Here is a 22,323-nt window from a genome sequence, read left to right as displayed (position 1 = left end):
GAGGTTCCCTTTGCTTGTCAGGCTCTCTAAGCGAGCCTCGTCAAGGGAATATTAGTTCGCAATAACTTAATTTTGGCCTTCACGGTCTCTGAAAATTTTCCACCTTCGGACACCGTCTCCCGGAGAACGCGCCACCATTAGTGCGTTTCACCGTTTCACGGAAACGGCGAAAACGCACTATCTTCTTGTTTTTGTGCAATTCCGGACGGAAAACCGATCACACTTTTCCTGGAATTGCTCTAGTGGCTGTCGACCTTCTTTTGGACGATCCGGTACGTCCCGACGCCGCGCTTGGTTGCTCCAATCGAATAAGCCATCGGAATCTTGGGAGCGTTTTCAGGCAAGCCGTACATATCCTTGCCGGCCCTTACCGCGAATGAAAAGTGCTTCCAGGAAACCGTGTCGTGCTCGTTGAGAAAATCGAGCGTCAGCCCCGCTGCGATCAGGGCGTTTACCACGTCGCTGATTGGATGGATCCACTCATAGTAGCGAGGGTGCTTCAAGGCGCGCTCATCGCCGGTATAGGTCAGCTTCTCGTTCCAGACCAGCGGCCGTGCTACAGGCGTTCGCCAATCGTCCTTCAACTCGAGCGCAGCAGCCTTGCGATTGCACTGGAACATCAAGGGGTGGCCCTCGGCCATATAGAGCCGGCCGCCGGGCCGTAGAAGACCGGCGACCACCCGGCCCCAACGGAAGACATCGTCGAGCCAGTTCACCGACCCCCAGGTGACGTAGACGATGTCATAGGTCCGGTCGAGCGCTTCGACGGCCTCGTACAGCGGCGCTTCCACGAAGCGGACGTCGCTGCCCGCCTTGGAGGCGAAATCTCGCGCCGCCGCGATGGCCCGTGGTGAAAAGTCCAGGCCTGTCACGCTGCCCGCGCCGAGATTTTTCAGGCTGATCGTGTCGAGCCCGATGTGACATTGCAGATGGACGATGTCCTTGCCGAAAATGTCGCCAACCTCGCGCGTTTCCAATTCATAGAGGTTGGATCCGCCAGCCAGTACATTTTCGATGCGATAGCTGCCGGTTCGGTCGGTCGCGTGCAACTCGGCGCGATCGTCCCAATTCAGGAGATTCGCATCCAGAAACGGTTCCAAATTGCCCCCGATCTCAGCCGCTGCAAGGTTAACAGCTGGTTAATAGACATTGCAGCGAGAGGGCGTGAGCGTCAATCCCGGATCGCAGCTGGCGCGGTGCCACGCAGTCGGCGACATGCTTGGAGTTGCGCATCGTGGGAATGCCGCGCAGGCTAACCCTCGCGCGCACCGTTCTGGTGGAGAAGTCGACGCGGCCCTCGCGGCGCAGGTGCCGGACGTGGTCGACGGCGCGCGCGGCGTGAAGCTTGTGGCCGCGGCGGTGGAGTCGAGCGGCGCGGGCGGTGCGTGGACGCTGGCGCGGTTCGCCGCTTAGCTCGCGGAGCTATAGCAACCGCAGCCGCCGGTCGATGAGCCGGAACAAACGCTCATCGTCGACCTCGGTGATGACGTGAATCGGTGAGCCGTTGCCGTTTTCGACAGCGCGCGTGCGGCCGTATGCGCCCGACTGATCCAGGTCGACGTCGATGACGGCATCGACGCCCTCGAACAGAGTCGGATCGATGAGGAAAGCGGTCACGCAGGGGTCGTGCAGGCTGGCGTCGCCGCTGCCGTAATAGCGCATCATGGCGATGGCTGTTTTCATAAGCGGGCTGGCGTCACGTTCAAGCTCTTCGAAGCGCGCCTTGGTCAGCGTCGCGTGGCGCGTCACGTCGAGGCCGAACATGGTCATCGGAATGCCGGACGACAGCACCACCTGCGCCGCATGCGGATCGATCCAGATGTTGAATTCGGCATCGGTGGCGGTGTTGCCCGGGCTAAAGGCGGCGCCGCCCATGAACACGATTTGCTTGATCTTGGCAGCGATGGAGGGTTCCTTGATCAGCGCCAGCGCGATGTTGGTCATCGGGCCGATCGGGCAGAGCGTGATCTCGCCCGGCTCGCGTAAGATCGTGTCGATGATGAAGTCGACGGCGTGCTGGCCCTGGATCGGATGCGTGGCATCGGGCACGCCAAGATCGCCAAGCCCGTCAGTGCCGTGCACCGAGGCGCCGCGTTGCACGCGCGGCAGGACGATCGGCCGGCTGCAGCCGGCATAGACCGGAACGTCCTGCCGGTTGGCCATGGCGGTAACGCGCAAGGCGTTGCGGGTCGTCAGCGGCAGCGAGACGTTACCGATGACTGTCGTGATGCCGACGAGTTCGATCTCGTCGGGGGATGCGAAGGCCAGAAGTAGTGCAATGGCGTCGTCCACGCCGGGGTCGCAATCGATGATGATTTTGCTCTTGGCCATGTGTGACAAGTCCATTTTGTTTGTGCAGTAAAAAGGGCCATCCGGTCGGGATGGCCCTCGTCGCGATGGGCGCCGCGACGCTTACTTCAGCAGTTCGTTGGTGTAGTATTTCGAGCCGGGCAGGACTTCCTTGATCTGGTCGGTGTCCTTCAGCGCCTGGGCGATCGGCAGCCAGTTCTTGTCTTCCTGCATCATGTAGCCGGTGTCGCCCTTCATCAGCGCGGCGGTCAGCTTCCAGCCGGAGACGTTGTAGGCGAGGCTGCCGCCTTCCGGATAAGCCTTGGTGAACATCTCGGCCGCTTCTTCCGGATGCTCGGCGGCCCATTCGGTCGCCTTGATGGTGGCGCGCATCCACTTCTTGGCGACATCGCCATGCTCGGCCAGATAGGCGGTGGAGGCGGTGTAGGTCCAGACTGGCACGTCGGGCGCACCAGCGGCCTTGCCGACGAGGCTGGTCGGGTCCTTCTTCAAGGTTTCCTGCACCTGCGGCACCAGATAGTTCTCGGTGTTGGTGGCGATGTCGATCTTGCCGGCGAGCAGAAGGTTGGTGTCGGAATCCTGCGCGATGATCAGCTTGACGTCGTCCTCGGTCAGCTTGGCCGCCTTGAGCACGAAGGGCATCATCGCCTTGGTCCAGGAGTCGGTGTAGATGGCGATCGACTTGCCTTTGAGGTTGTCGAGCGAGAGCGGCTCGCCGGGGCGGCCGAACAGCCCCCAATTGTTGCTCTTGGTGTAGAGGCCGATCGAGGTGATCGGGATGCCTTGCGCGGCGCCGAAGACGACGTCGGTGGTGGCCTCGAAGCCGATCTCGGCCTGGCCGACGGCAAGCAGTCGCGCGGTGGTCTGCGAGTCCGGCGGGAAGATCACATCGACCTTGATGCCCTCGGCTTCATAGAAGCCCTTCTGTTGGCCGACGAGCGTCGGGATCAGCTCGAAGTCGGCGCTGGGCCAGTCATAGACGAAACGGACCGTCGTGAGATCGGCGGCGGCAGCGGGCGTCGTACCGAATGCGGCGCTGAGCGCCAGCAGGCCCGCGCCGGCAAGCAGCATCCTGGAAAAGGTCGTGTGCATTCAAATTCCTCCTGATTTGTTTTGGGTTTGTCGAAGACTGGTGCCAGGCTCACCTGGCGGTGCTCCCCCGAGGGGGCTTCCATTGCGCCCATGCGGGAGCCGTGGAACGCGAGCGCCATGGCGTCATCAGCACTTCCAGGCCGAACACGAGCAGGAAGGAGCCGACACCGATGATGGTCAGCAGAAGCATGGCGGCGTAGACACCGGCCGTGTTCATCTGCGCGTTGGCGGTAAGCAGATAGGTGCCGAGACCCTGCTTGGACGAGGCGGTCCATTCGCCGATGACGGCGCCTGTCACCGCGTAAGTCGCGCCGATCTTCAGCCCCGAAAACAGCGGGCCGATGCAGGCAGGCAGCTTCACGATGGCAAAGGTGCGCAGGCCGCTGCCGCCCATCAGGCGAGCAAGGTTCAGCATGTCGCGGTCGACCGAAGCCAGCCCGTCGAGCACGTTGACGACCACGGGGAAGAAGACGATCCAGGCGACGATGATCAGTTTTGGCGTGATGCCGAAGCCGAAGATGATGACCAGGGGAGCGGCGATGGCGACGATCGGGACGGCCTGCGAAATGATCAGCGCCGGCATCACCAGCCGCTGCACCACGCGGATCTGGCCCATCGCCAGGGCAAGCAGGAAGCCGATGAGGGCGCCGAGCAGGTATCCGATCGCGGTTTCATGCAGGGTCTGGCCGGTCAGCACCGAAAGCCTGGGCCAATTGTCGAAAAGCGTCGAGAACGCCAGAGTCGGCGGCGGGATGACATAGGGCGGAAGCCCGGTCACCCAGACCAGCGCCTGCCAGGTGGCCAGGATCAGCACCATGGCCACGACCCAGATCATGAACGGCCCCGCGGCCGCTCCAAACCGTGTGTTCATTGCGGTGACCTTCCTGCGATCAGTGGTAGAGGTGCTGCATGATCTGCCGCTTCAGGCCGACGAAGGTGTCGGTCGTCAGCACTTCGAGCGGCCGTGGCCTCGGAAGGTCCACGGTGAGTATCTCGGCGATGCGGCCCGGGCGAGGGGTCATGACCACGATGCGGTCGGCGAGATAGATCGCCTCATCCACGTCGTGTGTGACGAACAGGATGGTGCGGTTGAGGTCGCGCCAGAGCTGCAGCAGCCATTGCTGCATACCGAGCCGCGTCTGCGCGTCGAGCGCCCCGAACGGCTCGTCGAGCAGCATCATCTCACGGCCGGCGGCGATGGTGCGCATCATGGCGACGCGCTGGCGCATCCCGCCCGAGAGCGCATGCGGATAGTGGTTGAGGAAATCGCCGAGGCCGTAGCGGCGGGCGAGGTCCGCTGCCTCGGCCTTGTCCCGCGCAGTGGCGCCGCGCGTCAGCGAGGCGCCGAGCGTGATGTTGCCGAGCACGGTGCGCCAGGGCAGCATCAGATCCTTCTGCAGCATGTAGCCGACCTGGCCGGGCCGATCGCTGACATCCTGCCCATCCAGCACGATCTTTCCGGATGTCGCCGTGAGCAGCCCGGAAACGACGTTGAACAATGTGCTCTTGCCGCAGCCGGACGCGCCGAGGATGCAGACAAATTCGCCTTCGGCTACGTCGAGGCTGACATCGTTCAGCGCGATCGCCGAGCCGAATTTGACCCCGAGATTCTTGATGGACAGTTTGATCGAAGGCGATGCCTGACGCCTGGCGGCAGCCCCTTCACCAACGATTCCTGGCACACTCGTTTGTCCCATTCAGAGTTCCTTTTTGATGCAGGCGAGTCCGTCTCGAAAAATGGCATGAGTTCACCGTCACGAACCCGAGAGATCCCGAGGACGTCGATGGCAACCAGACAGAGCCGCTGATCTGCAAAAATAGCGGATAGCTCACGCAGGTAAACGTTTACCTATCCATCTAATAAAGGGTTGTCAATTCCACGGCCAATGCCGTCGATCACGCGTCCCCGTTTCTCGAAATCGAGATATGTGTTAAGTGCGGCCGATGATGCGACGGCGGCTGGAGACGGGCTGTCGCCGGTCGAGGCGGCGAGGGAATGTGGCAACGACGATCAAGGATATCGCCAGGCAGGCCGGCGTATCGGCTGCCACGGTTTCAAAGGTTCTCAATCGGAAAGATCAGTTCATAAGCGAGGAGACCCGGGAAAAGATCTGGTCGCTCGTCAAGGAACTCGACTACACGCCCAACTCCATCGCGCGCTCGCTGATCACGCGCAGCTCGCGCGTCATCGGCATCATCGTGCCGGACATCCTCAACGCCTATTTCACGGAACTGGTCCGCGCCTGCGATCAGGCCGCCCGCGAACGCGGCTATTCGACGATCCTGTGCAATTCCGACAGCGACCCCGCGAAGGAGACGTCGCATCTGACCTTCCTCGCCAGTCACGGCGTCGACGGCATCGTGCTTGCCGCGAGCGATCTCATTCCGGATGCACGGCTTCTGGAAAAGCTGAGGATCCCCTTGGTATCGATGGACCGCGAAGTGCCTGACCTCGATTGCCTCGCCGCGCGCATCGATACGGACTACGAGACAGGAGCCTATCTGTCGGCCAGCCATCTGATCCGCAACGGACATCGGCGCATCGCCTTTGTCAGCGGCAACCCTTTGGCCTCGAACACCAGGATCAGGCGGGCTGGTTTTGAGAGAGCCCATTGCGAAGCAGGCCTCCCGGTCGATCCCGATCTCATCGAGTGCGGCGCGTTCAATCACCGCTTCGGGCTGATGGCGACGCGCACGCTGCTCGACCGCACGCGCTTCACCGCCATGTGCTGCATGAGCGACATGCTGGCGATGGGGGCGATGGTGGGGCTGCGCGAACACGGCCTGAGCGTTCCTGACGACTGCGCGGTGATGGGCTTCGACAACATATACATAGCCCCGCTTCTCGTGCGGCCGCTTTCGACGATCGAGCGGCGCATTTCGGAAGCCGGCTCTCTGGCCATCGGCGCGATGATCGATTTTCTCGACGACCCCGAGCGTCCACGCCGGACTGTCCTGATGGAGCCGACCGTGATCCTGCGAGAGACCACGTGACTGGCTTGTGACTTAGCCCTTGATCGCAGAGCCCACGATCGAATCGACGAAGAAACGCTGCAGGAAGACGAAGAGCAACAGTGGCGGCAACACGGCGAGTGTGGCGCCGGCCATGACCAGGCCCGTGTTGAGCGCGCCTCTGTTGTAGCTGAGCAGCCGGCTCAGGCTGATGACGATCGGATAGGCGTCGGCATTGCCCTGCAGCACGGTGAGCGGCCACAGATAGCTGTTCCAGTGATAGACGAAGGCGAACAGCGCCAGCGCCGCGATGGCCGGCGCGACGCTCGGCGCCACGATCTTGTAGAGGATAAGCAGCTCGGAGGCGCCGTCCATTCGGGCGGCGTCGATCAAATCGTCCGGCACGCCGGCGATGAACTGACGCATCAGGAAGATGCCGAAAGCGTTGGCGAGGTTGGGCACGATGATGCCGGCGAGACTGGCGTCCAGCCCTATCGAGCCGACCATGCGGTAGAGCGGGATCAGCGTCACGATCGGCGGCAGGAACATGGTGGCGATCAGCAGCGAGAACAGCAGCGAGCGGCCAGGGAAGGAATATTTGGCAAAGGCATAGCCGGCCATCATGCTGGTGACCAGGATGCCGGCCGTGGTGATCGAGGCGATGACAAAGGAATTCCACATCGAGCGTCCAAGACTGATGACGCCGGCGACCTTGCCATACGCCTCAAGGGTCGGCGTGTGCGGGATCCAGACCGGCGGCACCTGCATGGTCTCGGCCGGCGTCTTCAGGCTGGACAGCACCATCCAGGCGAGCGGGAAGGCGGAGGCGACGGCCACCAGAAGCATTGCGGTCGCAAGCAGCGCCTTGCGACCCGACGGGCGCTTGCGGGCAAGCGATCGGGCAGCCGCGTTCATTCGCTGTCCTTGCGGTTGCCGAAGGCAAACAGCGCCGAAACGCAGACGATCAGTGAGACCATCAGCATCACCGCCATCGCCGAGCCCAACCCGCCCTGCGCGCGTTCGATGCCGACGCGGCGGATATGGTAGGTGAGCACATTGGTCGAGCCGACCGGGCCGCCTTGTGTGATCAGCGCGACCGGCTCGAACACCTGCACCGCGTTGATGATGGCGATGACGGCGCTGAACAGCAGCGTGCGGCGAAGCAAAGGCAGGGTGATGAAGCGGAACTGCTCCCGGCCGTTGGCGCCGTCGAGCGTCGCCGCCTCATAGAGGCTACCCGGGATCTGCGTCAGCCCGGCGATGGCGAGGACCGTGAAATAACCGACCTGCTGCCAGACATTGAGAAGCACGATCGAGATCAAAGCCGAGCGTGGCGAGGAGAGCCAGGGCTGCGGGCCGATGCCTGCCAGGCCGAGCAACTGGTTGAGCGGGCCCTCGCTCGGCGAATAGAGTTTCGACCAGACCAGCGCCACCGCGATCATCGGTACCATGTAGGTGGAAAACAGCACTGTGCGCAGCGCCGTGCCGCCGGCGACCTGGCGCTGATAGACCAGCAGGCCGAAGACGACCGACAGCGGCAGGATGAGGACGACGGACAGCGCGGTGTAGATCGCGGTGTTGAGCAGGGCCGTCTTGAAGTCGCGGCCGACCGAGGTGGGGCCGAAGATCTCCTGGAAATTGCCGAGACCGACGAAGCTCGCCTCGGAAAAGGGCGTCTGCGTCGACCAGTCCTGGAAGGACAGCCAGACGGTCAGCAGCATCGGCAACAGCACGAACACGCCGATCAATGTCACGGCGGGCGCAAGCATGACGCCCGCCGAGGCACGAAAAGCTTTGGCCATTCACCTGCTTCCGGTCAGGGACCCGAACTTACTTGGCAGCGCGCTCCAGGATCGACGTGGCGTCGGTCTCGGCGTTCGCCTGCGCATCCTTGGCCGAGACCTGGCCATACTGCAACGCCTCGAGCGTCTGCTGCAGGGATTCCGAGAATTCCTGGCCGCCGAGCACGACCGGGAAGGGGCGCGCATCGGCAAGCACGGAGACATAGCCGGACAGGAATTCGGAGCCGAGCTTGTCCTTGTGCGCCTCGATGTCAGAGCTGCGTGACGGCAGGATGCCCATAGACATCAAAATGTCGGACATGGCCGAGGCGCCGTTCTTGCCCGACTTCGGGCTGTTCAGCCAGGCGAGAAACTCCCAGGCCGCCTTCTGCTCGGCCGCTCCGGCCTTGGCGTTGACGACGGTCATCCAGGAGTAGGAGATCGAATGCGGCTTGTCGCCGCTCGGACCGACCGGGATCGGCGCTGTGGCCACGTTGGCGAACTTGTCGCCCATGCCGGTCTTGAGCGCGCTCTCCCACCAGTTCGCCATGATGATCATGCCGGTCTTGCCGGAGACGAAATTGTCGAGGAACGGACCGGTGGTGTTGGCGTCCGCCGTCGCCATCGCCGGATTGCTCGCGCCGGATTTTATCAAGTCTTCATAGAGCGCGAAGGTCTCGCCGGCCTGGGAACTATCCAGCGCCGGCTTGCCGTCCTTGACCAGGTTGCCACCATTGGAAACGAGCAGCGAGGCGAAAGGATGGACCACGCCCGCCGCCCATGAATTGATCATGCCGAAGCCCTGCTGACCCTTGTCCTTGTTGGTCAGCTTCGCGGCGGCATCCTTGAATTCGGCCCATGTTTTCGGAGGCGCGGCGATGCCCGCTTCCTTGAACAGTTCCTTGTTGTAATTCAGCGCGTAGACGTCGATCTCGTTCGGGATGCCGTAGAGTGTGCCGCCGACCGAGGCAGCGCTGACGACACCCGCCGGCCAGGCGCTCTTCACCTCGCTGGCAACCGCGTCGGGGGCAGGCGCGACGAGCTTGTCCCTGGCCAGTTCCGGCAGCCACAGATCGTAGATGCCGCCGATCGTCGGGCCGTCCGAGCTGCCGCCCTGCGAGCGCAGCGTGGTCAAAAGATCGCCGAACGGAACCGCGCGCACGGTGACGGCGACATCGGGATGCTGCTTGGAAAAATCCTTGGCCGCCGCATCAAGCAGCGCCACCGTCTCCGGCGACCAATGCGTGAGGTAGGAGATGTTCACCGATTGCGCCCAGCCGGTCGCGGGCAGCGCAGCGAGCCCCGCGGCGAGAGCGAGCTTCGAGATCCAGGCAAGCGACATCGGCATCCTCCACATAAGCCGTGACAAGAGTGAATGACGTTATGACAAGTTTGGGCAAGGGCGCAAGCCCCTAGCGTGCGCACGCTCGGATCACGTTTGTGGTCCAAAAAATCCCGATGGCATCATTCTCATTAAATAATGTATATAAATCAGCATATTATGATCTTATTTTCCCGCCTGATCCCCGATCGACCAGCGGCCGTTAACGTCCTTATGGCACTTGCGGGTGGCATAATGTCGTTATAATGACTTTGAGAAAATTCAGACAATCGCCTTCGGGCTGCTGCCGCGCGGACCTCAAAACCGAAACAATGGGAGAACTGGCAATGAGCATGCTTTCCATACACCGGCGCGCCGCGCTCGGCCTGATCGGCGGCCTCGCCGCCGCCGGCGCGGCCATCTTTACGACGCTGCCGGCCCACGCCGACTCGACGGTGACGCTGTGGAGCTGGCGCACCGAGGACGAGGCCGCGATGCACCGCATCTTCGAGGCCTTCGAGAAGAAGAATCCCGACATCAAGGTCGAGATCCAGTTCACGCCAGACGCCGACTACCAGAACCGCCTGAGCACGGCGCTGCGCGGCGGCCGCGGACCCGATATCGCGCAGCTCAAGGCCTATGGCGAACTGCAGCCCTTCATCGAAGGCGGCTATCTCGACGCGCTCGACGACAGCGTGGCGGAACTGAAGAACATGCCGGACGCAGCGCTTGGCGGGGCGCGCGGCCGCGCTGACGGCAAGCTCTACGGCGTGCCCTATTCGGTGCCGATGATGGGGGTGTTCTACAATGAGGAGATTTTTGCGGCGCAAGGCATCGAGATCCCGAAGACCTACAAGGACTTCATCGCCGCCTGCGAGAAACTCAAGGCGGCGGGCATCACGCCGATCGCCAATGGCGGCGCCAACGGCTCGGCCTGGGAGCTGGAGATCGGCGTCGGCGTCATCGGGCCGACGCTCTACGGCCCGGGCTTCTATGACGAGATGATGAGCGGCAAGGCGACCTTCGAGGATCCGCGCTACATTGCGGCGCTGAAGCGCTTCGCCGAGCTGAAGCCCTATTATTCCGACGGCTTTGCCGGCATCGACTACACCACCGCGACGCAGCAGTTCATCGGCGGCAAGGCGGCGATGTTCTTCGGTGGCTCGTTCGAGAACGGCAGCTTCAAGTCGCAGAACCCGAAGCTGAAATTCTCGATCTTTCCGTTCCCGGCCGACGACGCCTCGACCAAGCTCTATACCTCGGCTTTCTCCGACGGCTCCTATGGTCTCGTCTCGGAGAGCCAGAACAAGGAGGCGGCGACCAAGGTGCTGAACTACATGGCCTCGGCGGAGTTCGCGCAGGCCTTCGCCGACGAGCTCGGCTGGCCGCCGGCGCGCACCGACGTCGCCGTCAAGGACCCGGTCCTTTCCAAGATGATGGAGATGGCGAAGAACTCGACGCCCTACCTGACGCTGGTCGGTTTCCGCTGGCAGACGCCGACCGCGTCGTCGGTGCTGCAGTCCGGGATCATCGACATGGTCGAAGGCAATGTCGCGCCGGAGAAGCTCGCGGCCGACATGCAGGCCGCCGTCGCCACCTGGTTCAAGCCGAAGCAGTAGGGCATTGCGCCGGCCGTCAGAGGGCCGGCATCTCTGTCCCACAGAAACGCAGCGCATGATCAAGCTCCGCCGCACGACCAGCCTTCAGCGCACGCAGCAGCGCATGGCGGTGCTGTTCATTCTGCCGGCCCTGGCCGTCTACGGGCTGTTCGTGCTCTATCCGCTCTTGTTGTCGCTGTGGGGCAGCTTCTTTATCTGGAAGGGGCTGCGCATGCAGGAGTTCGCTGGGCTGGCGAACTTCTCGCGCCTGTTCGTGTTCCCGAGCGGCGCGCGGCTCTACGGCGCGCTCTGGCACAACATCGCCTGGTTCTTCGGCATCATGGTCCTGCAGAACGGGCTCGGCCTGTTGTTCGCCTGGCTGCTTTTCCTGCGCGGCAGGGGCGCTGCCTTTTTCCAGTCAGTGTTCTTCTTTCCCGCCGTGCTCAGCCCCGTCATCGTCGGCGCGCTGTGGCGGCTGCTGCTGGCGCCCGGCGGCATCGTCGAATGGGCGCTCAACGGCCTCGGCCTGCATCAGGGCAGCCTGACCGTGCTCGGCAACAGCCACACCGCGCTCGGCATGCTGATCGCGGTCGACGCCTGGAACTGGATGGGCCTGCCGGTGCTGATCTATACGGCGGGTCTGCGGCAGATCTCGCCGCAGGTGTTCGAGGCGGCGAAGCTCGACGGCGCCGGCAATGCGCGCATGCTCTATGCGATAGCGCTGCCATTGCTGATGCCGGCGCTCGGCACGCTGACGACGCTCTCCTTCATCAACACCTTCAACCAGTTCGATATCGTCTATGTGATGCAGGGCGTGCAGGGCAATCCGAGCTATGCGACCGACACGCTGGTGACCTATTTCTACCGTCTGGCCTTCGGCGCGGAAGGCGCGGTCGGCATCACCGATATCGGCCTGGCGCTGGCGCTCGGCACGATGTTGTTCCTGATCCTCAGCATCGGCACGCTGCTGATGCTGCGCTTCTTCGACAAGCGGACGGTCGAGCTATGAGCGCCGCGTCCCTCCAGCAAGGAATAGCCATCCCGCAGAAACTGGCGCGGCTGCCGGGCTGGATCATATTGCTGATCTGGACGGCGGCGGTGCTTTTGCCGCTCTACATCCTCGTCGTCTCATGCTTCAAGACGACGGCCGAGATCTACGACAACCGGCTCGGCCTGCCGCAGAGCTTTGCCTTCGACAATTTCGTGCGCGCCTGGACGCGCGCCGATCTCGGCCACAATTTCATCAACAGCCTGATCGTCACCGGCGGCGCGGTGATCCTCACCATCGTCGTCTCGGCGATGGCCGCCTATCCGCTCAGCCGCTACAAGCTCGGCTGGAACGGCATCATGCTCGGCCTGTTCCTGTCCGGCATCATGCTGCCGATCAGGCTCGCCTCGGTCGAGCTGTTCACGCTGATGCGCAACCTCGGCCTGCTCGATTCGCTCACCGGGCTGATCCTCGTCTATTCGGCGATCCGCATTCCGTTCGCCGTCTTCATCTTTGCCAATTTCATGCGCGTGCTGCCGTCCGAGCTCGACGAGGCGGCGCGCATGGACGGGGCAGGCGAGACCCGCATCCTGTTCCAGATCGTGCTGCCGATGGTGAAGCCGGCGGTGTCGATCGTCGCCATCTTCACCGCGATCGCGGTGTGGAACGACTTCTTCTTCCCGCTGATCTTCATCTTTGACGACCGCTACAAGACCGTGCCGCTGGCGATCAGCGTGTTCGTCGGACAGTTCCGCACCGATTGGGGCCTGGTGTTCGCTTCGCTGGCGATCTCCATGGCGCCAATCCTGATCATGTATTGTTTGCTGGCGCGCCAGATTCGCGAGGGCGTCGGCGCCGGGGGAGGCATGAAATGATCGAGGACAAGGTCTATGCCGCGCGCTCGATCCTGGTCGTCGGGGCGCATGCCTTCGACGCCGAGGTCATCGCCGGGCCGCTGGCGGCAGCCGCTGCCAAGAATGGAGCCCAGGTCACCTTCCTGCATCTGTCGATGGGCGAGCAGGGCCATCCCTGCCTGATCCCGGAGCACTATTCGGCGCAGAAGGAGGACGAGGCGGCGAAGGCGGCGGCGCGGCTCGGTGTCGGAATGCGCAACATGAAGCTGCGGGACGCCTTCCTGCCCAACGACAACGCGACCGCGCTGCAGGTCTGCGACGTCATGCGTGAAATGCGGCCGGAGGTCGTCATCACCCACTGGCACGGCAGCTGGCACAAGGACCATCGCGCGGCGGCGCAACTTACCCAGACCGGCATATTCTTTTCCGCCCTGCCGACACTGAAGCGCGCCCATCCCGCGCATACGCCGCAGTTGCTCCTCTTCGGCGAGAACTGGGAGGACGACGAGGGTTTTCGGCCCGAGCACCTCGTCGATGTCAGCGCCGGCTTCGACGCCTGGCAGAAAGCCGTGATGGAGTATGAGCTGGCGCGGGGCTTAAGCAGCTTTCCCTATGTCGACTATTACAGCGCGCTCTACCGGCTGCGAGGCTGCCTGCGCGGCACGCGCCATGCGCAGGCCTTCGCGGCGGCCTCGCATTCCTGGAATGCCGGCAGCGGCTTGTTCGCGCCGCCCGCCGACCGGAGCCATGACACATGACGCGGGTCCTCGCCATCGATCTCGGCGGCACCAATCTGCGCGCCGCTGTCCATACCGGCGATATCGCTGGACTGACACAGCTGGTTCGCGAGCCGGCGCCGGGGAACCTCGACGCGTTCGTGGCGCGCGTCCGCGCGCTCGCGGCCGAAGGCGAAGCCGAAGCGGTCGGGCTTGCCGTGCCGGGCCTGGCCGAAGGATCCGTCTGCCGCTGGATCCCGAACCTGCCCTGGCTCGACGGCGTCGACATCGCGGCGCTGTTTCCCAACCTTCGCGTGGCGGTCGGCAATGACGCGCAGATCGCGCTGCTGGCGGAAGCAGCCGAAGGCGCGGCCAAGGACGTCTCCGACGCGATCCTGCTTGCGATCGGCACCGGCATCGGCTCGGCGGTTCTGGCCAATGGCCGCATCGTCGCCGGCGCGCATGGCGGCGCCTGCTCTTTCGGTTGGGCCAGCGCCGACATCAAGGACCATGGCGAGGAGCGCAGCGGTTGGCTGGAACGTGTCGCCTCCGGCCGTGCTCTGGACGCCCTTGCCGGAGAGATAGGACTGGCCGACGGCCGCCAGCTGATCGCAGCCGCCAAGGCGGGCCAGCTTGCCGCGCAGACCCTGCTCGAGGTGCCCGCGCGCCAGCTCGGCACGGCGCTGGCCGGCGCGGTCGGGTTGCTCGATCCGGGCGTCATACTGGTCTCGGGTGGCCTCGCCGATGTGCTGGACGTGATCGCGCCGCCGCTGCTTGCGGCGCTGCGGCGGCAACTGCCGCCGCATCTGCGTGGCATCGAACTCAAGCCGGGATTGTTCGGCTCCCGCGCCGGACTGGTGGGTGCCGCCCTTGCCGGGCAGGCGGGAAGCGGATGGAGGCAGATCCGATGAGCGAAGCGAGCTTTCAGCAGCCGGACCGCAGGCGGCCCGAGCCGCTCTGGTATCAGGTCGAGGAAGCGATCCGCGCCATCGTCAAGAGCGGCGAGTGGGCGACCGGCGACCAGATCCCGGCGGAGGACCGGCTCTGCGCGCTGTTCGGCGTCAGCCGCATCACGCTGCGCCACGCGTTGCGCAATCTGGAGGAAAGCGGGCTGCTCAGGCGCGAGCATGGAAGGGGCACGTTCGTGCGCTCGGCCACGCTGGTCGCCGGCACGCGCGAGCTCACCTCCTTCACCCAGGAAATGGGCAATATCGGCGTGGTCGCCGGCTCACGCCTGCTCGACTGCAGCCTGACGACGGCCAACGCGGCGGCGGCCGGCGCGCTGGAGATCGAGGAAGGCGACCCGGTGGTGCGGATCAGGCGGCTGCGGCTCGGCAACAACGAGCCGATCGGTATCCAGACGGCGCAGCTTTCGGCCGCGCGCGTGCCGGGCTTCCTCGATGCCGGCCTGCTCAAGGGCTCGCTCTACGAAGCGCTGGAGCGCCAGTACGGCATTGTGCCGGTCGAGGCGCGCGAGAACTACCGCGTCGGCGCCGTCGGCGCGGCGGACGCCGAATTGCTCGACCTGCCCGCGGGCAGTCCCGCCTTCGTCGTCGAGCGCATCACCATCGACGAACGCGGCCCGTTCGAATTCACCGTCTCGGTCATGCGCGGCGATCGCTACGAGATCCGCTCGACGCTGCGCGCCGGCCGCCTCTCAAATACCAGAAGCTGACACGATCAACAGGAGTACCGAAGTGTCCGATCTCTACATCCCCCGTCTCGTCGCCCTCATCGAACAGGCATCGAAGGCCAATGCGGAAGCCTTCGGCCAGGCGGCGAGCCGCTTCGCCGACACGCTCGAGAATGGCGGGCTGGTGCATCTCTACGGCTCGGGTCATTCGGTGCTGCCGGCGCAGGAGATGTTCCCGCGCTATGGCAGCTTCGTCGGCTTCAATCCGCTGACCGATCCGCGCGTGATGTGGCACAACGTGCTCGGCGCCGGCGGCGTGCGCGAGCTTTTGTGGCTGGAGCGGACCGAGAAATACGCCGAGAAGTTCCTCGACCACCAGCCGCTGAACAAAGGCGATTCCATCATCATCTTCGGCCATAGCGGCCGCAATTCGTCGGGCATCGACACGGCGCTCTACGCCAAGAAGCGCGGCATCTTCGTCGTCGCGGTCACCAGCAAGAACAATCTCGACAAGCCGGCCACGCATTCCTCCGGCAAGCGGCTGGCGGACGCCGCAGACCTCGTCATCGACACCTGCTCGCCGATCGAGGACGCCGTGGTGCCGGTCGAAGGCTGGAGCCGCCCGGTGGCGGGTTCTTCGACCGTGCTGGCGATGATCATGGCGCATGAGCTCTTGGCGCGCACGGCCGAGCAATTGTCGAAGCGCGGCATCGAGCTGCCGGTCTTTGCTTCGCCGACCATTGCCGGCGTGACGCTGCACGACACCGACGTCATCTATGGCGTCTACCGCGAACGCATGATCGAGGCGCAGAAGAAGCATCTGCCGACCTTCCAGGCGACCATGCGCGGGGAATAACCAGGCGGCGGGAGGCGCATCAGGCGCCTCCCGTGAACCGTTCAAATCCGGCGCCGCCTGGAATGTTTGGGCGGCGCGTCATTCTCGTCGGGATTGGGGATCGGAGCCTCATCGGGCAGCCGGTCCGGCTCCGGCTCGCGCATCGGCTTCGGTTCCGGGATGGGCGGCGGCGTGGGTACCGGCGTGGGGGACGGGTCGGGATTGGGAAGAATGGCCATCGCGTATCCTTCTGCTCGATGCCTCGGTAGGGCCTGCTGCGATCCCAACAAGCGGGATGTCCTGCCCGACTTGAACTGAGGTGATCGCCGCATTCAGACGCTTCGCTCTGGAGCGATCGGCGGCGCAAGCTGGCGGAACGGTCGCGCCCGCGGATGGTTCCAACACGATCGGGCCGCGCGACGGCAACAAGTAACGATCAAATCATTCCGCGGGCCTGTTTCGGCTCTTGCCGGCGTCGGTCGGCGCCTTAATTCTCATAATGGGTGGGGCCATCTGCCGACACAGGAGGCGGCCGTGAAGCATCAAACCCTTGACCAAATCAACGCCGTTGCCGACGTTCAAGCTGAAGCACCGGCTCTCATCGCCAATCGCGGCCAGCGCCTCGAGCGCTGGGCGCAACTTCTGGAGGAAGGCCCGAGCCGTCGCCTCATGGCGTTGGCGGGCACCGAATACGCTCCACCCGACGTGCGTGAAAGAATGCGCGCCGACGGATCGGCGATCACCGTCGCTTTCGAGGATACGATCTTCCGCGCGCAAGGTCTGCGGGACGACACTTACGGCGAAGCCAAACGCTTCTTCGAGATGAGCGACTGGCAGCTGCATGAAGTCGTCTGCCATTGCCATGTCGGCGCCAATATGCCGGCCCGCTGGGCGGCATCGCGCGTGCGGGCGGCGATCTCGCCGGGTGCGGGCATTCTCGCCTGGCTGAGAGCGGTGTTCATGCATTGACGCGGGTTCCGTCGCGGGATCGCGCCGGGCGTATTGATTGATGGGAAGAGGTGGAGAGGCGCCTGCCTCTCCTGCCTTTCCAGCGATCGATCTCACCGAAGACGATGTCCAGCCGGCGACGTCCGCCGTCCGGTCGGGTCAGGCCGTCGTCTGGATGATCAGCGTCAGCGTGCCGTCACCGTCGATGTTGGCGGCGACGACCTGCGAGGAATTCAGTCCGTTCGCATGCAGGACCGACGTCGCCTCGGGCGAGGCGTCGACCGAGTCCTGCAGCTTGGCCAGTTCTTTGGCGGTCGTCCTGGTGACGATGGCCTCGGCCTGCGCCTTCACTTCCGAAGGCAGGTCCTCGATCGCCACCACGACGATGTTGGTGACGTTCTGGGCAGTATCGTCCTGACCGGGGTTCTGGTCGGATTGGGGCTGGCCGGGGATGGGCTCCTGGGCGGGAGGCAGGGCTTGCGGCGGCTGCGGATCGGCGCGTTGGGCGGAAGCGGGCTGCGCCAATGCGATTGCCGACAGCGTCAGGACCATCGTCAACATGCGCATCGTCTTTCCTTTCCATCTGGAAGCCTGACGACACAACCCCGGGGGCCCGGCAATGGTTCCGGCATAACGGTCTCACGGATCCAATGCTCCGGTGGCGCGCGTCATCCTGAATATGAGGAATGCCAGGTGGCCGGTTGCCAACCCTTTGAAGCATTTGTCCTTGTCGTATCGGCCGATGACTGCGAAGGCGTCCAAAACCTCAATATTTACATGATGCTATAATAGGGATATTATGTATCCTTAATATGCGGTGATCGACTTGTTCCCGGAAAAGATCGATGATTTTGAAAAGCCAAGTTGAATGGGCGCTGCACTGCTGCGCCATTCTCTCCGGTGTTCCCGAGGGACGCTATTTGTCGACCAAGGCACTGGCGGAACTCCACGGACTGCCGAAGGAATATCTCTCCAAGGCGCTGCAGAGCCTGTCGCAGGCGGGTCTTGTCGATACGACGCTCGGTCCGTCGGGCGGATATCGCCTGGCAAAGCCGCCGGAGCAAATGACCTTTCTGGATATCGTCGAGGCCGTGGAGGGCAAGGGGCGCACCTTCGTCTGCAACAACATCCGCGAGAACAATCCCTGTCTGCCCGAGAATTATTGCTATAGCGGACCGTGCGCTGTCGCACGCATCATGTGGGAGGCCGATGAAGCCTGGCGCGACAAGCTGCGCAGCGTGACGCTGTCGGATCTGGGGCGAATGCTCGTGCAGGAAACCCCCGCCGCTCTCTGGAAGGACACATTCGATTGGGTGTTAGACCGCGCCGGATGAACGCGCGTCGATACGCCCGACGATCTTTGCCCCGCTGGTCGCGGCCGACGCGAGGACAAGGCTTTCGGCCGGCGCGGCCAACGAAAGGCCATCCGCCTTGCATTGGCTGTAGATGAGGTCGATGACCTCGTTGCGGGCAACTGCCCAGTCGGCGGGGCTTGCGATGCGGAACAGCAGGTCGACCTCGATCGCGGCCGCATCGATGGTCTTCAAAGCGACGATCGGTAACGGATCCTGGACGATCCGCGTGCTGCCTTGCAACGCGGAACGCATGACCTGCTCGACGAAGCTCGGTTGCGTGGGGACGATGCGCACGGTCAACGTGATCTGGCGCGTGTCATCGGGACGGCTGAGATTGGTCAGCGCTTGCCTGGCCAGAACGCTGTTCGGCACCACCACGATATTGTACTCAGCGGTGAGCAGGTTGGCGGAGCGCCAGTTGGTTTCGACAACGCGGCCTTCGGGGCCATCCTTCATACGGATCCAATCGCCTATCGCATAAGTCCTGCCAAGTGTCAGCGCGATGCCCGAAAACACGTCACCCAGCGTGTTCTGCAGGGCCAGGCCGAACACGATGGCGACAATGCCCGAGGTTGCGATCAGCGTGCCGACCGGCATGCCGAAAACGAAGCCTATGATCGACAGCGCCACGCCGGGATAGATGACGCCGACGGTCATATCCCGGACAAGATGCGCTTCGCGCGGGCCACGGTTGAGCATGAGCCAGATGCGCACCAGGCCGATGATGGTCCATGCGAGATGCGTCCACCACAGGACCAGGGCCGATTTAGCGAGCAGGGCGGCGAAACCCTTCAGATTGGTGTCGTCGACATGCTGCGGCGAGATACCGCCCAGATAGAGCACGAAACTCATCCCGGCAAAGAACAGGATCTGGACGATCAATCGGCCCGTCGGACGGTTGCTGCCCTGGAGATGCCAGACGACGATACCGGCGATGCCGAGGACGTTGGTCAGGATGAGCGGCATCAAACAAACCTCTCGATGGAACTGTTCAGGCCGGATCCGGGGCGAAAGGGGCTTTACAGCTGGCAATTAAGGATATTATCTATCCATAAGGATACAAAATATCCTTAATAAGGCAAGGCCGGTTTGCGATCGTGCGATCAAGCCGCTTGCCTGACGCCCATCGAACAAAGAGCGCGCTGCAAGAGCAGGCGCGAAGGGAGACATCACATGAAAATCGTCATCATCGGCGGCACCGGCCTGATCGGTTCGAAAACCGCCGAACGCCTTCGCAAGCACGGTCACGAAGTGATTGCGGCCTCGCCCAACACCGGCGTCAACACCATCACCGGCGAAGGCCTGGCGGATGTGCTGACGGAGGCAGAGGTGGTCGTCGACCTGGCAAACTCTCCCTCATTCGAGGACAAGGCTGTGCTCGAATTTTTCCAGACTTCGGGCCGCAACCTGATTGCCGCGGAGAGGGCCGCCGGCGTCAAACACCATGTCGCGCTTTCGATCATCGGGACAGATCGATTGCCCGACAGCGGCTATCTTCGCGCCAAGGTCGCGCAGGAGAAGATCATCAGGGAAAGCGGCATCCCCTATACGATCGTGCGCTCCACGCAGTTCTTCGAATTTCTCCGCGGCATCGCTCAGGAGGGCACGGTCGGCGATACGTCACGCCTGTCGACGGGCTACCTTCAGCCGATTGCTTCGGACGACGTCGCGGATTTCGTGACGGACGCCGCCCTTGCCGCTCCGGTCAACGGCATCGTCGAGATCTCCGGTCCCGAGCGCTTGCGTCTGTGCGATTTCGTCGCCCGCTACCTCAAGGCGGTCGGCGACAAGCGCACCGTCATAGCCGATCCGGAGGCGCGGTATTTCGGGACCAAATTGCAAGACGGTTCGCTGGTTTCCGACAACCATCCCCGCATCGGCCGAGTCGGCTTCGACGAATGGTTCGCCGCCCAGCCCAAGAAATGATCGCGCCTGTCGCCTTCGTCCGGCGGCGTCCAACCCGTGAAAAGGAAAATCGAGATGATCAAATCAGTTGTTGTTGCCACGGCTCTCGCGGCGTTTCTGCCCGGTGCGGCGTTCGCCGATGGCACGCCAGGCGGAGGCAAAGGCGCGAAGGTCGCCTTGGTCTACGACCATGAACTGCCGAATGTGCCCGGCAAGAGCATCAAAGGCGTTCTCGTCGAGTATGCTCCTGGAGGCTTCTCGGAGGGTCACACACACCCTCAGTCCGCCTTCATCTATGCCACTGTCCTGGAAGGCGAGATCCGCAGCCAGGTCAATGACGGCCCCGTCACGGTCTACAAGGCTGGTCAGAGCTTTTCGGAGATGCCCGGCGACCGCCACGGCGTCAGCGAAAACGCCAGCAAGACGAAACCGGCAAAGCTGCTCGCCGTTTTCGTGGTCGATACGGGCCAGCAGGAACTGACGTTTCCGATCAAGAAGTAGAGGCACTGCTTGGCCCCAAGGCGATCGCGGATCACCTGGGCGTTCAGTCGGCGCGCAGCGTTCGGAATGTGACTGAATACCGGTGTTGCGCGACCGGCGGGATGGAGTGTTCCCACTCGTTTCGCGCCGGTCCCGCCATGAGATAAACCGACCTGGGCTCGACCTCGATCGTCTCGCGGTCCCATGCCGCGCCGTTCTTGCGGCGCAGCCGGAAACTGCAGGGCGCCAGCAGGGAAACACCGGCGACCAGTTCGAAATGCGGCTTGTCCCGGTGCCAGCCTATGCCGGCGCCCGGGCAGTACTCGTTGATCAGCACCTGCGCGAATTCGGTCGCCGGGACGCCCGCGAAAGCGGCGACCCTGGCGCGCAGCGGCAGCAGGAAGTCCGGAATCGGCGGCGCTTCGAGCACAAGGCGACGCTCATAATCATAACGCAGGCCAAAGCCGACGACCTGCCTGTTGGCAAGATGGCCGTGAAAATCGAACGGCTTGAAATTCAGGCCCTGGATGCGACCGACCAGCTCGTGCTCTTCGTCGCGGGAAATGAGGTCCGGCCGGTAGGAGAAGCCTTCGGGGGCGGTCGGCGCGCCTGTGGGCGCGCCGAAGAGATCGCCTTGGAAAGCGCCGTCGGCGGTTCGGCTTTTTGGTGATGGCATGCGGCTCAGATAGGCAACTGGAGCGCTTGTGCAAGTCCAGCCCCTGCTTGGCGGAACCTCGCGTTTTGCCGGGGATTAGGGGTGGAAAGCAGGATTGCGAACATGCCTTCCACCGCCATCCGCAACATCCGTTACGATCCGTTGAGGCGGATCCTTTCGGTATGGTTCGTCCCCAGCGGCGACCGCTACGACTACGAGGCTGTCGGACCCGAGACCTACGAGGCTTTCAAGGCAGCGCCCTCGAAAGGGCAATTCTTCAACGAATTCGTGCGCGATCGTTTCAGATATCATTTGGTCGAGCGTGGAGCTCGTCATTGAACGCCAAGCAGGTCCAAAGCGCATTAGAATCAATTAACTGGCGGAGAGAGCGGGATTCGAACCCGCGTTACGGTCTCCCGTAAACACACTTTCCAGGCGTGCGCCTTCAACCACTCGGCCACCTCTCCGTCTTAGCATCTCGCGTCGGCCGGTTTCGCCGCGCGGGTTGGGGAGATGTTCCCGCGGGAAGCCCTGGACGGGCATCTGGGGTGCCTTCAACCGGCAGGCAACCCTTCCCTGCGCCGCTAGCCGTCTAGGCAAACGGGCGCGGGGCTCATCTAGTCGATCCGAAAGCGAATGCCAAGCCATAATGGCACGGCGAAGGTTTTTGTCGCGAATGGCAGAGGCCCGCATCCAGGAATGCCTGCGCGTCTCTCGATGCGACCAGAGTCCGAGGGCGTTCGCGCATAAGGGTGCCGGTCGTTCAATTTCTCCTCTACCGATCGGCAGCAGATGTCGCTGAAATCGAGAAGGCTGCCGCCATGAGGGAAGCTTGTCGGAGGCTGATGGGGCATTGAGCCGGATCAAATCCTTTGCAGCCATCCCCTTGCTATGTTGCGC

The 22,323-nt window shown here is 63.4% G+C and carries 26 protein-coding genes and 1 tRNA gene; 14 read left to right on the top strand and 13 right to left on the bottom strand.

All coding sequences use genetic code 11. The features are described from left to right. Nucleotides 1-239: 239 nt before the first annotated feature. Nucleotides 240-1,100: a class I SAM-dependent methyltransferase gene (locus AC0YKC_RS15040; protein ID WP_320296819.1), complete on the bottom strand. Its 861-nt coding sequence runs from the start codon at nt 1,098-1,100 to the stop codon at nt 240-242. Between the two features lie 64 nt (nt 1,101-1,164). On the opposite strand from AC0YKC_RS15040, the gene AC0YKC_RS15035 reads away from it, so the two are divergent. Beyond that, nucleotides 1,165-1,413, top strand: coding sequence for a hypothetical protein (locus AC0YKC_RS15035; protein ID WP_488511597.1), 249 nt, complete (start codon nt 1,165-1,167; stop codon nt 1,411-1,413). 9 nt (nt 1,414-1,422) lie between these two features. Here the strand turns inward: AC0YKC_RS15035 and AC0YKC_RS15030 are convergent, their stop codons facing one another. The 4 genes from AC0YKC_RS15030 to AC0YKC_RS15015 form a co-directional block, all read right to left on the bottom strand. Beyond that, nucleotides 1,423-2,331: a nucleoside hydrolase gene (locus tag AC0YKC_RS15030; protein WP_488511596.1), complete on the bottom strand. Its 909-nt coding sequence runs from the start codon at nt 2,329-2,331 to the stop codon at nt 1,423-1,425. Between the two features lie 81 nt (nt 2,332-2,412). Continuing rightward, on the bottom strand, nt 2,413-3,402 hold the full coding sequence (locus AC0YKC_RS15025; RefSeq protein WP_488511595.1) for an ABC transporter substrate-binding protein: 990 nt from the start codon (nt 3,400-3,402) through the stop codon (nt 2,413-2,415). A gap of 49 nt (nt 3,403-3,451) precedes the next feature. Continuing rightward, nucleotides 3,452-4,273 carry an ABC transporter permease gene (locus tag AC0YKC_RS15020; RefSeq protein WP_320296815.1) on the bottom strand — a complete coding sequence of 274 codons (822 nt, stop codon included), beginning with the start codon at nt 4,271-4,273 and terminating at the stop codon, nt 3,452-3,454. A gap of 19 nt (nt 4,274-4,292) precedes the next feature. Next, entirely contained in the window at nt 4,293-5,084 is a 792-nt protein-coding gene (locus AC0YKC_RS15015; protein WP_320296814.1) for an ABC transporter ATP-binding protein, read from the bottom strand. A gap of 316 nt (nt 5,085-5,400) precedes the next feature. Here AC0YKC_RS15015 and AC0YKC_RS15010 point away from each other — a divergent pair, with 316 nt between their 5' ends. Next, nucleotides 5,401-6,396: a LacI family DNA-binding transcriptional regulator gene (locus AC0YKC_RS15010; RefSeq protein ID WP_320296813.1), complete on the top strand. Its 996-nt coding sequence runs from the start codon at nt 5,401-5,403 to the stop codon at nt 6,394-6,396. 12 nt (nt 6,397-6,408) lie between these two features. On the opposite strand, the gene AC0YKC_RS15005 is transcribed toward AC0YKC_RS15010, so the two are convergent. Genes AC0YKC_RS15005 through AC0YKC_RS14995 form a run of 3 tightly spaced genes read right to left on the bottom strand, consistent with a single transcriptional unit; the run spans nt 6,409 to nt 9,477 of the window. Then, entirely contained in the window at nt 6,409-7,269 is an 861-nt protein-coding gene (locus AC0YKC_RS15005) for a carbohydrate ABC transporter permease (RefSeq protein ID WP_488511594.1), read from the bottom strand. Next, entirely contained in the window at nt 7,266-8,156 is an 891-nt protein-coding gene (locus AC0YKC_RS15000) for a carbohydrate ABC transporter permease (protein WP_488511593.1), read from the bottom strand. The genes AC0YKC_RS15005 and AC0YKC_RS15000 overlap by 4 nt, the downstream gene beginning before the upstream one ends. 28 nt (nt 8,157-8,184) lie before the next feature. Further along, the gene (locus AC0YKC_RS14995) at nt 8,185-9,477 is read right to left on the bottom strand and encodes an ABC transporter substrate-binding protein (RefSeq protein WP_488511592.1); all 1,293 of its coding nucleotides are present in this window, start codon (nt 9,475-9,477) and stop codon (nt 8,185-8,187) included. Between the two features lie 326 nt (nt 9,478-9,803). Here AC0YKC_RS14995 and AC0YKC_RS14990 point away from each other — a divergent pair, with 326 nt between their 5' ends. The 7 genes from AC0YKC_RS14990 to AC0YKC_RS14960 are packed head-to-tail and all read left to right on the top strand — an operon-like array spanning nt 9,804 to nt 16,101. Beyond that, the gene (locus AC0YKC_RS14990) at nt 9,804-11,075 is read left to right on the top strand and encodes an extracellular solute-binding protein (protein WP_488511591.1); all 1,272 of its coding nucleotides are present in this window, start codon (nt 9,804-9,806) and stop codon (nt 11,073-11,075) included. A gap of 55 nt (nt 11,076-11,130) precedes the next feature. Next, complete coding sequence (locus AC0YKC_RS14985) at nt 11,131-12,063, top strand: carbohydrate ABC transporter permease (protein ID WP_320296808.1); 933 nt, start codon at nt 11,131-11,133, stop codon at nt 12,061-12,063. Beyond that, on the top strand, nt 12,060-12,917 hold the full coding sequence (locus AC0YKC_RS14980) for a carbohydrate ABC transporter permease (protein ID WP_488511590.1): 858 nt from the start codon (nt 12,060-12,062) through the stop codon (nt 12,915-12,917). The genes AC0YKC_RS14985 and AC0YKC_RS14980 overlap by 4 nt, the downstream gene beginning before the upstream one ends. Further along, nucleotides 12,914-13,654, top strand: a complete 741-nt coding sequence (locus AC0YKC_RS14975; protein WP_488511589.1) for a PIG-L deacetylase family protein — start codon at nt 12,914-12,916, stop codon at nt 13,652-13,654. The genes AC0YKC_RS14980 and AC0YKC_RS14975 overlap by 4 nt, the downstream gene beginning before the upstream one ends. Next, nucleotides 13,651-14,523 (top strand): ROK family protein, encoded by an 873-nt coding sequence (locus AC0YKC_RS14970; RefSeq protein WP_488511588.1) that lies wholly within the window; start codon nt 13,651-13,653, stop codon nt 14,521-14,523. Before AC0YKC_RS14975 ends, AC0YKC_RS14970 begins: the two co-directional genes overlap by 4 nt. Beyond that, a complete protein-coding gene (locus AC0YKC_RS14965) occupies nt 14,520-15,287 on the top strand; it encodes a GntR family transcriptional regulator (protein WP_434723951.1) in 768 nt (255 codons plus the stop codon). The genes AC0YKC_RS14970 and AC0YKC_RS14965 overlap by 4 nt, the downstream gene beginning before the upstream one ends. Before the next feature lie 22 nt (nt 15,288-15,309). Continuing rightward, nucleotides 15,310-16,101 carry a sugar isomerase domain-containing protein gene (locus AC0YKC_RS14960; protein WP_488511587.1) on the top strand — a complete coding sequence of 264 codons (792 nt, stop codon included), beginning with the start codon at nt 15,310-15,312 and terminating at the stop codon, nt 16,099-16,101. Between the two features lie 41 nt (nt 16,102-16,142). Here the strand turns inward: AC0YKC_RS14960 and AC0YKC_RS14955 are convergent, their stop codons facing one another. After that, entirely contained in the window at nt 16,143-16,319 is a 177-nt protein-coding gene (locus AC0YKC_RS14955) for a hypothetical protein (RefSeq protein ID WP_488511586.1), read from the bottom strand. Nucleotides 16,320-16,614: 295 nt separating this feature from the next. Here AC0YKC_RS14955 and AC0YKC_RS14950 point away from each other — a divergent pair, with 295 nt between their 5' ends. Then, the gene (locus AC0YKC_RS14950; protein WP_488511585.1) at nt 16,615-17,049 is read left to right on the top strand and encodes a hypothetical protein; all 435 of its coding nucleotides are present in this window, start codon (nt 16,615-16,617) and stop codon (nt 17,047-17,049) included. Nucleotides 17,050-17,187: 138 nt separating this feature from the next. Here AC0YKC_RS14950 and AC0YKC_RS14945 read toward each other — a convergent pair whose 3' ends face one another. Continuing rightward, nucleotides 17,188-17,595 carry a hypothetical protein gene (locus tag AC0YKC_RS14945; protein WP_488511584.1) on the bottom strand — a complete coding sequence of 136 codons (408 nt, stop codon included), beginning with the start codon at nt 17,593-17,595 and terminating at the stop codon, nt 17,188-17,190. A gap of 278 nt (nt 17,596-17,873) precedes the next feature. On the opposite strand from AC0YKC_RS14945, the gene AC0YKC_RS14940 reads away from it, so the two are divergent. Beyond that, the gene (locus AC0YKC_RS14940; protein WP_434723949.1) at nt 17,874-18,362 is read left to right on the top strand and encodes an RrF2 family transcriptional regulator; all 489 of its coding nucleotides are present in this window, start codon (nt 17,874-17,876) and stop codon (nt 18,360-18,362) included. Here the strand turns inward: AC0YKC_RS14940 and AC0YKC_RS14935 are convergent. Continuing rightward, nucleotides 18,345-19,349: a mechanosensitive ion channel family protein gene (locus AC0YKC_RS14935; RefSeq protein ID WP_488511583.1), complete on the bottom strand. Its 1,005-nt coding sequence runs from the start codon at nt 19,347-19,349 to the stop codon at nt 18,345-18,347. The genes AC0YKC_RS14940 and AC0YKC_RS14935 overlap by 18 nt on opposite strands. A 207-nt stretch (nt 19,350-19,556) precedes the next feature. Here AC0YKC_RS14935 and AC0YKC_RS14930 point away from each other — a divergent pair, with 207 nt between their 5' ends. Together AC0YKC_RS14930 and AC0YKC_RS14925 are read left to right on the top strand one after the other, a co-directional pair. Further along, complete coding sequence (locus AC0YKC_RS14930; RefSeq protein WP_488511582.1) at nt 19,557-20,309, top strand: SDR family oxidoreductase; 753 nt, start codon at nt 19,557-19,559, stop codon at nt 20,307-20,309. Nucleotides 20,310-20,363: 54 nt separating this feature from the next. Beyond that, nucleotides 20,364-20,789, top strand: coding sequence for a cupin domain-containing protein (locus AC0YKC_RS14925; RefSeq protein WP_434723946.1), 426 nt, complete (start codon nt 20,364-20,366; stop codon nt 20,787-20,789). Between the two features lie 43 nt (nt 20,790-20,832). On the opposite strand, the gene AC0YKC_RS14920 is transcribed toward AC0YKC_RS14925, so the two are convergent. Then, nucleotides 20,833-21,444, bottom strand: a complete 612-nt coding sequence (locus AC0YKC_RS14920) for an alpha-ketoglutarate-dependent dioxygenase AlkB (RefSeq protein ID WP_488511581.1) — start codon at nt 21,442-21,444, stop codon at nt 20,833-20,835. A 102-nt stretch (nt 21,445-21,546) separates the two neighbouring features. On the opposite strand from AC0YKC_RS14920, the gene AC0YKC_RS14915 reads away from it, so the two are divergent. Continuing rightward, nucleotides 21,547-21,762: a KTSC domain-containing protein gene (locus tag AC0YKC_RS14915; protein WP_488511580.1), complete on the top strand. Its 216-nt coding sequence runs from the start codon at nt 21,547-21,549 to the stop codon at nt 21,760-21,762. Between the two features lie 38 nt (nt 21,763-21,800). Here the strand turns inward: AC0YKC_RS14915 and AC0YKC_RS14910 are convergent. Then, nucleotides 21,801-21,890: transfer RNA gene (locus AC0YKC_RS14910), tRNA-Ser, on the bottom strand. Nucleotides 21,891-22,323 lie beyond the last annotated feature (433 nt).

The sequence above is a fragment of the Mesorhizobium sp. CNPSo 4661 genome (assembly GCF_057784215.1).
This window is presented reverse-complemented; position numbering and strand designations above follow the sequence as displayed.

Bases quoted from the DNA above. Each gene is read 5' to 3' on its own strand.
- AC0YKC_RS14965 (WP_434723951.1), top strand. From the start codon at position 14,520: ATGAGCGAAGCGAGCTTTCAGCAGCCGGACCGCAGGCGGCCCGAGCCG.
- AC0YKC_RS14920 (WP_488511581.1), bottom strand. From the start codon at position 21,444: ATGCCATCACCAAAAAGCCGAACCGCCGACGGCGCTTTCCAAGGCGAT.
- AC0YKC_RS14995 (WP_488511592.1), bottom strand. From the start codon at position 9,477: ATGTCGCTTGCCTGGATCTCGAAGCTCGCTCTCGCCGCGGGGCTCGCT.
- AC0YKC_RS14975 (WP_488511589.1), top strand. From the start codon at position 12,914: ATGATCGAGGACAAGGTCTATGCCGCGCGCTCGATCCTGGTCGTCGGG.
- AC0YKC_RS14940 (WP_434723949.1), top strand. From the start codon at position 17,874: ATGATTTTGAAAAGCCAAGTTGAATGGGCGCTGCACTGCTGCGCCATT.
- AC0YKC_RS14985 (WP_320296808.1), top strand. From the start codon at position 11,131: ATGATCAAGCTCCGCCGCACGACCAGCCTTCAGCGCACGCAGCAGCGC.
- AC0YKC_RS14945 (WP_488511584.1), bottom strand. From the start codon at position 17,595: ATGCGCATGTTGACGATGGTCCTGACGCTGTCGGCAATCGCATTGGCG.
- AC0YKC_RS14980 (WP_488511590.1), top strand. From the start codon at position 12,060: ATGAGCGCCGCGTCCCTCCAGCAAGGAATAGCCATCCCGCAGAAACTG.
- AC0YKC_RS14930 (WP_488511582.1), top strand. From the start codon at position 19,557: ATGAAAATCGTCATCATCGGCGGCACCGGCCTGATCGGTTCGAAAACC.
- AC0YKC_RS15000 (WP_488511593.1), bottom strand. From the start codon at position 8,156: ATGGCCAAAGCTTTTCGTGCCTCGGCGGGCGTCATGCTTGCGCCCGCC.
- AC0YKC_RS14990 (WP_488511591.1), top strand. From the start codon at position 9,804: ATGAGCATGCTTTCCATACACCGGCGCGCCGCGCTCGGCCTGATCGGC.
- AC0YKC_RS15030 (WP_488511596.1), bottom strand. From the start codon at position 2,331: ATGGCCAAGAGCAAAATCATCATCGATTGCGACCCCGGCGTGGACGAC.
- AC0YKC_RS15005 (WP_488511594.1), bottom strand. From the start codon at position 7,269: ATGAACGCGGCTGCCCGATCGCTTGCCCGCAAGCGCCCGTCGGGTCGC.
- AC0YKC_RS14935 (WP_488511583.1), bottom strand. From the start codon at position 19,349: ATGCCGCTCATCCTGACCAACGTCCTCGGCATCGCCGGTATCGTCGTC.
- AC0YKC_RS15020 (WP_320296815.1), bottom strand. From the start codon at position 4,273: ATGAACACACGGTTTGGAGCGGCCGCGGGGCCGTTCATGATCTGGGTC.
- AC0YKC_RS14955 (WP_488511586.1), bottom strand. From the start codon at position 16,319: ATGGCCATTCTTCCCAATCCCGACCCGTCCCCCACGCCGGTACCCACG.
- AC0YKC_RS15025 (WP_488511595.1), bottom strand. From the start codon at position 3,402: ATGCACACGACCTTTTCCAGGATGCTGCTTGCCGGCGCGGGCCTGCTG.
- AC0YKC_RS14925 (WP_434723946.1), top strand. From the start codon at position 20,364: ATGATCAAATCAGTTGTTGTTGCCACGGCTCTCGCGGCGTTTCTGCCC.
- AC0YKC_RS14970 (WP_488511588.1), top strand. From the start codon at position 13,651: ATGACGCGGGTCCTCGCCATCGATCTCGGCGGCACCAATCTGCGCGCC.
- AC0YKC_RS14915 (WP_488511580.1), top strand. From the start codon at position 21,547: ATGCCTTCCACCGCCATCCGCAACATCCGTTACGATCCGTTGAGGCGG.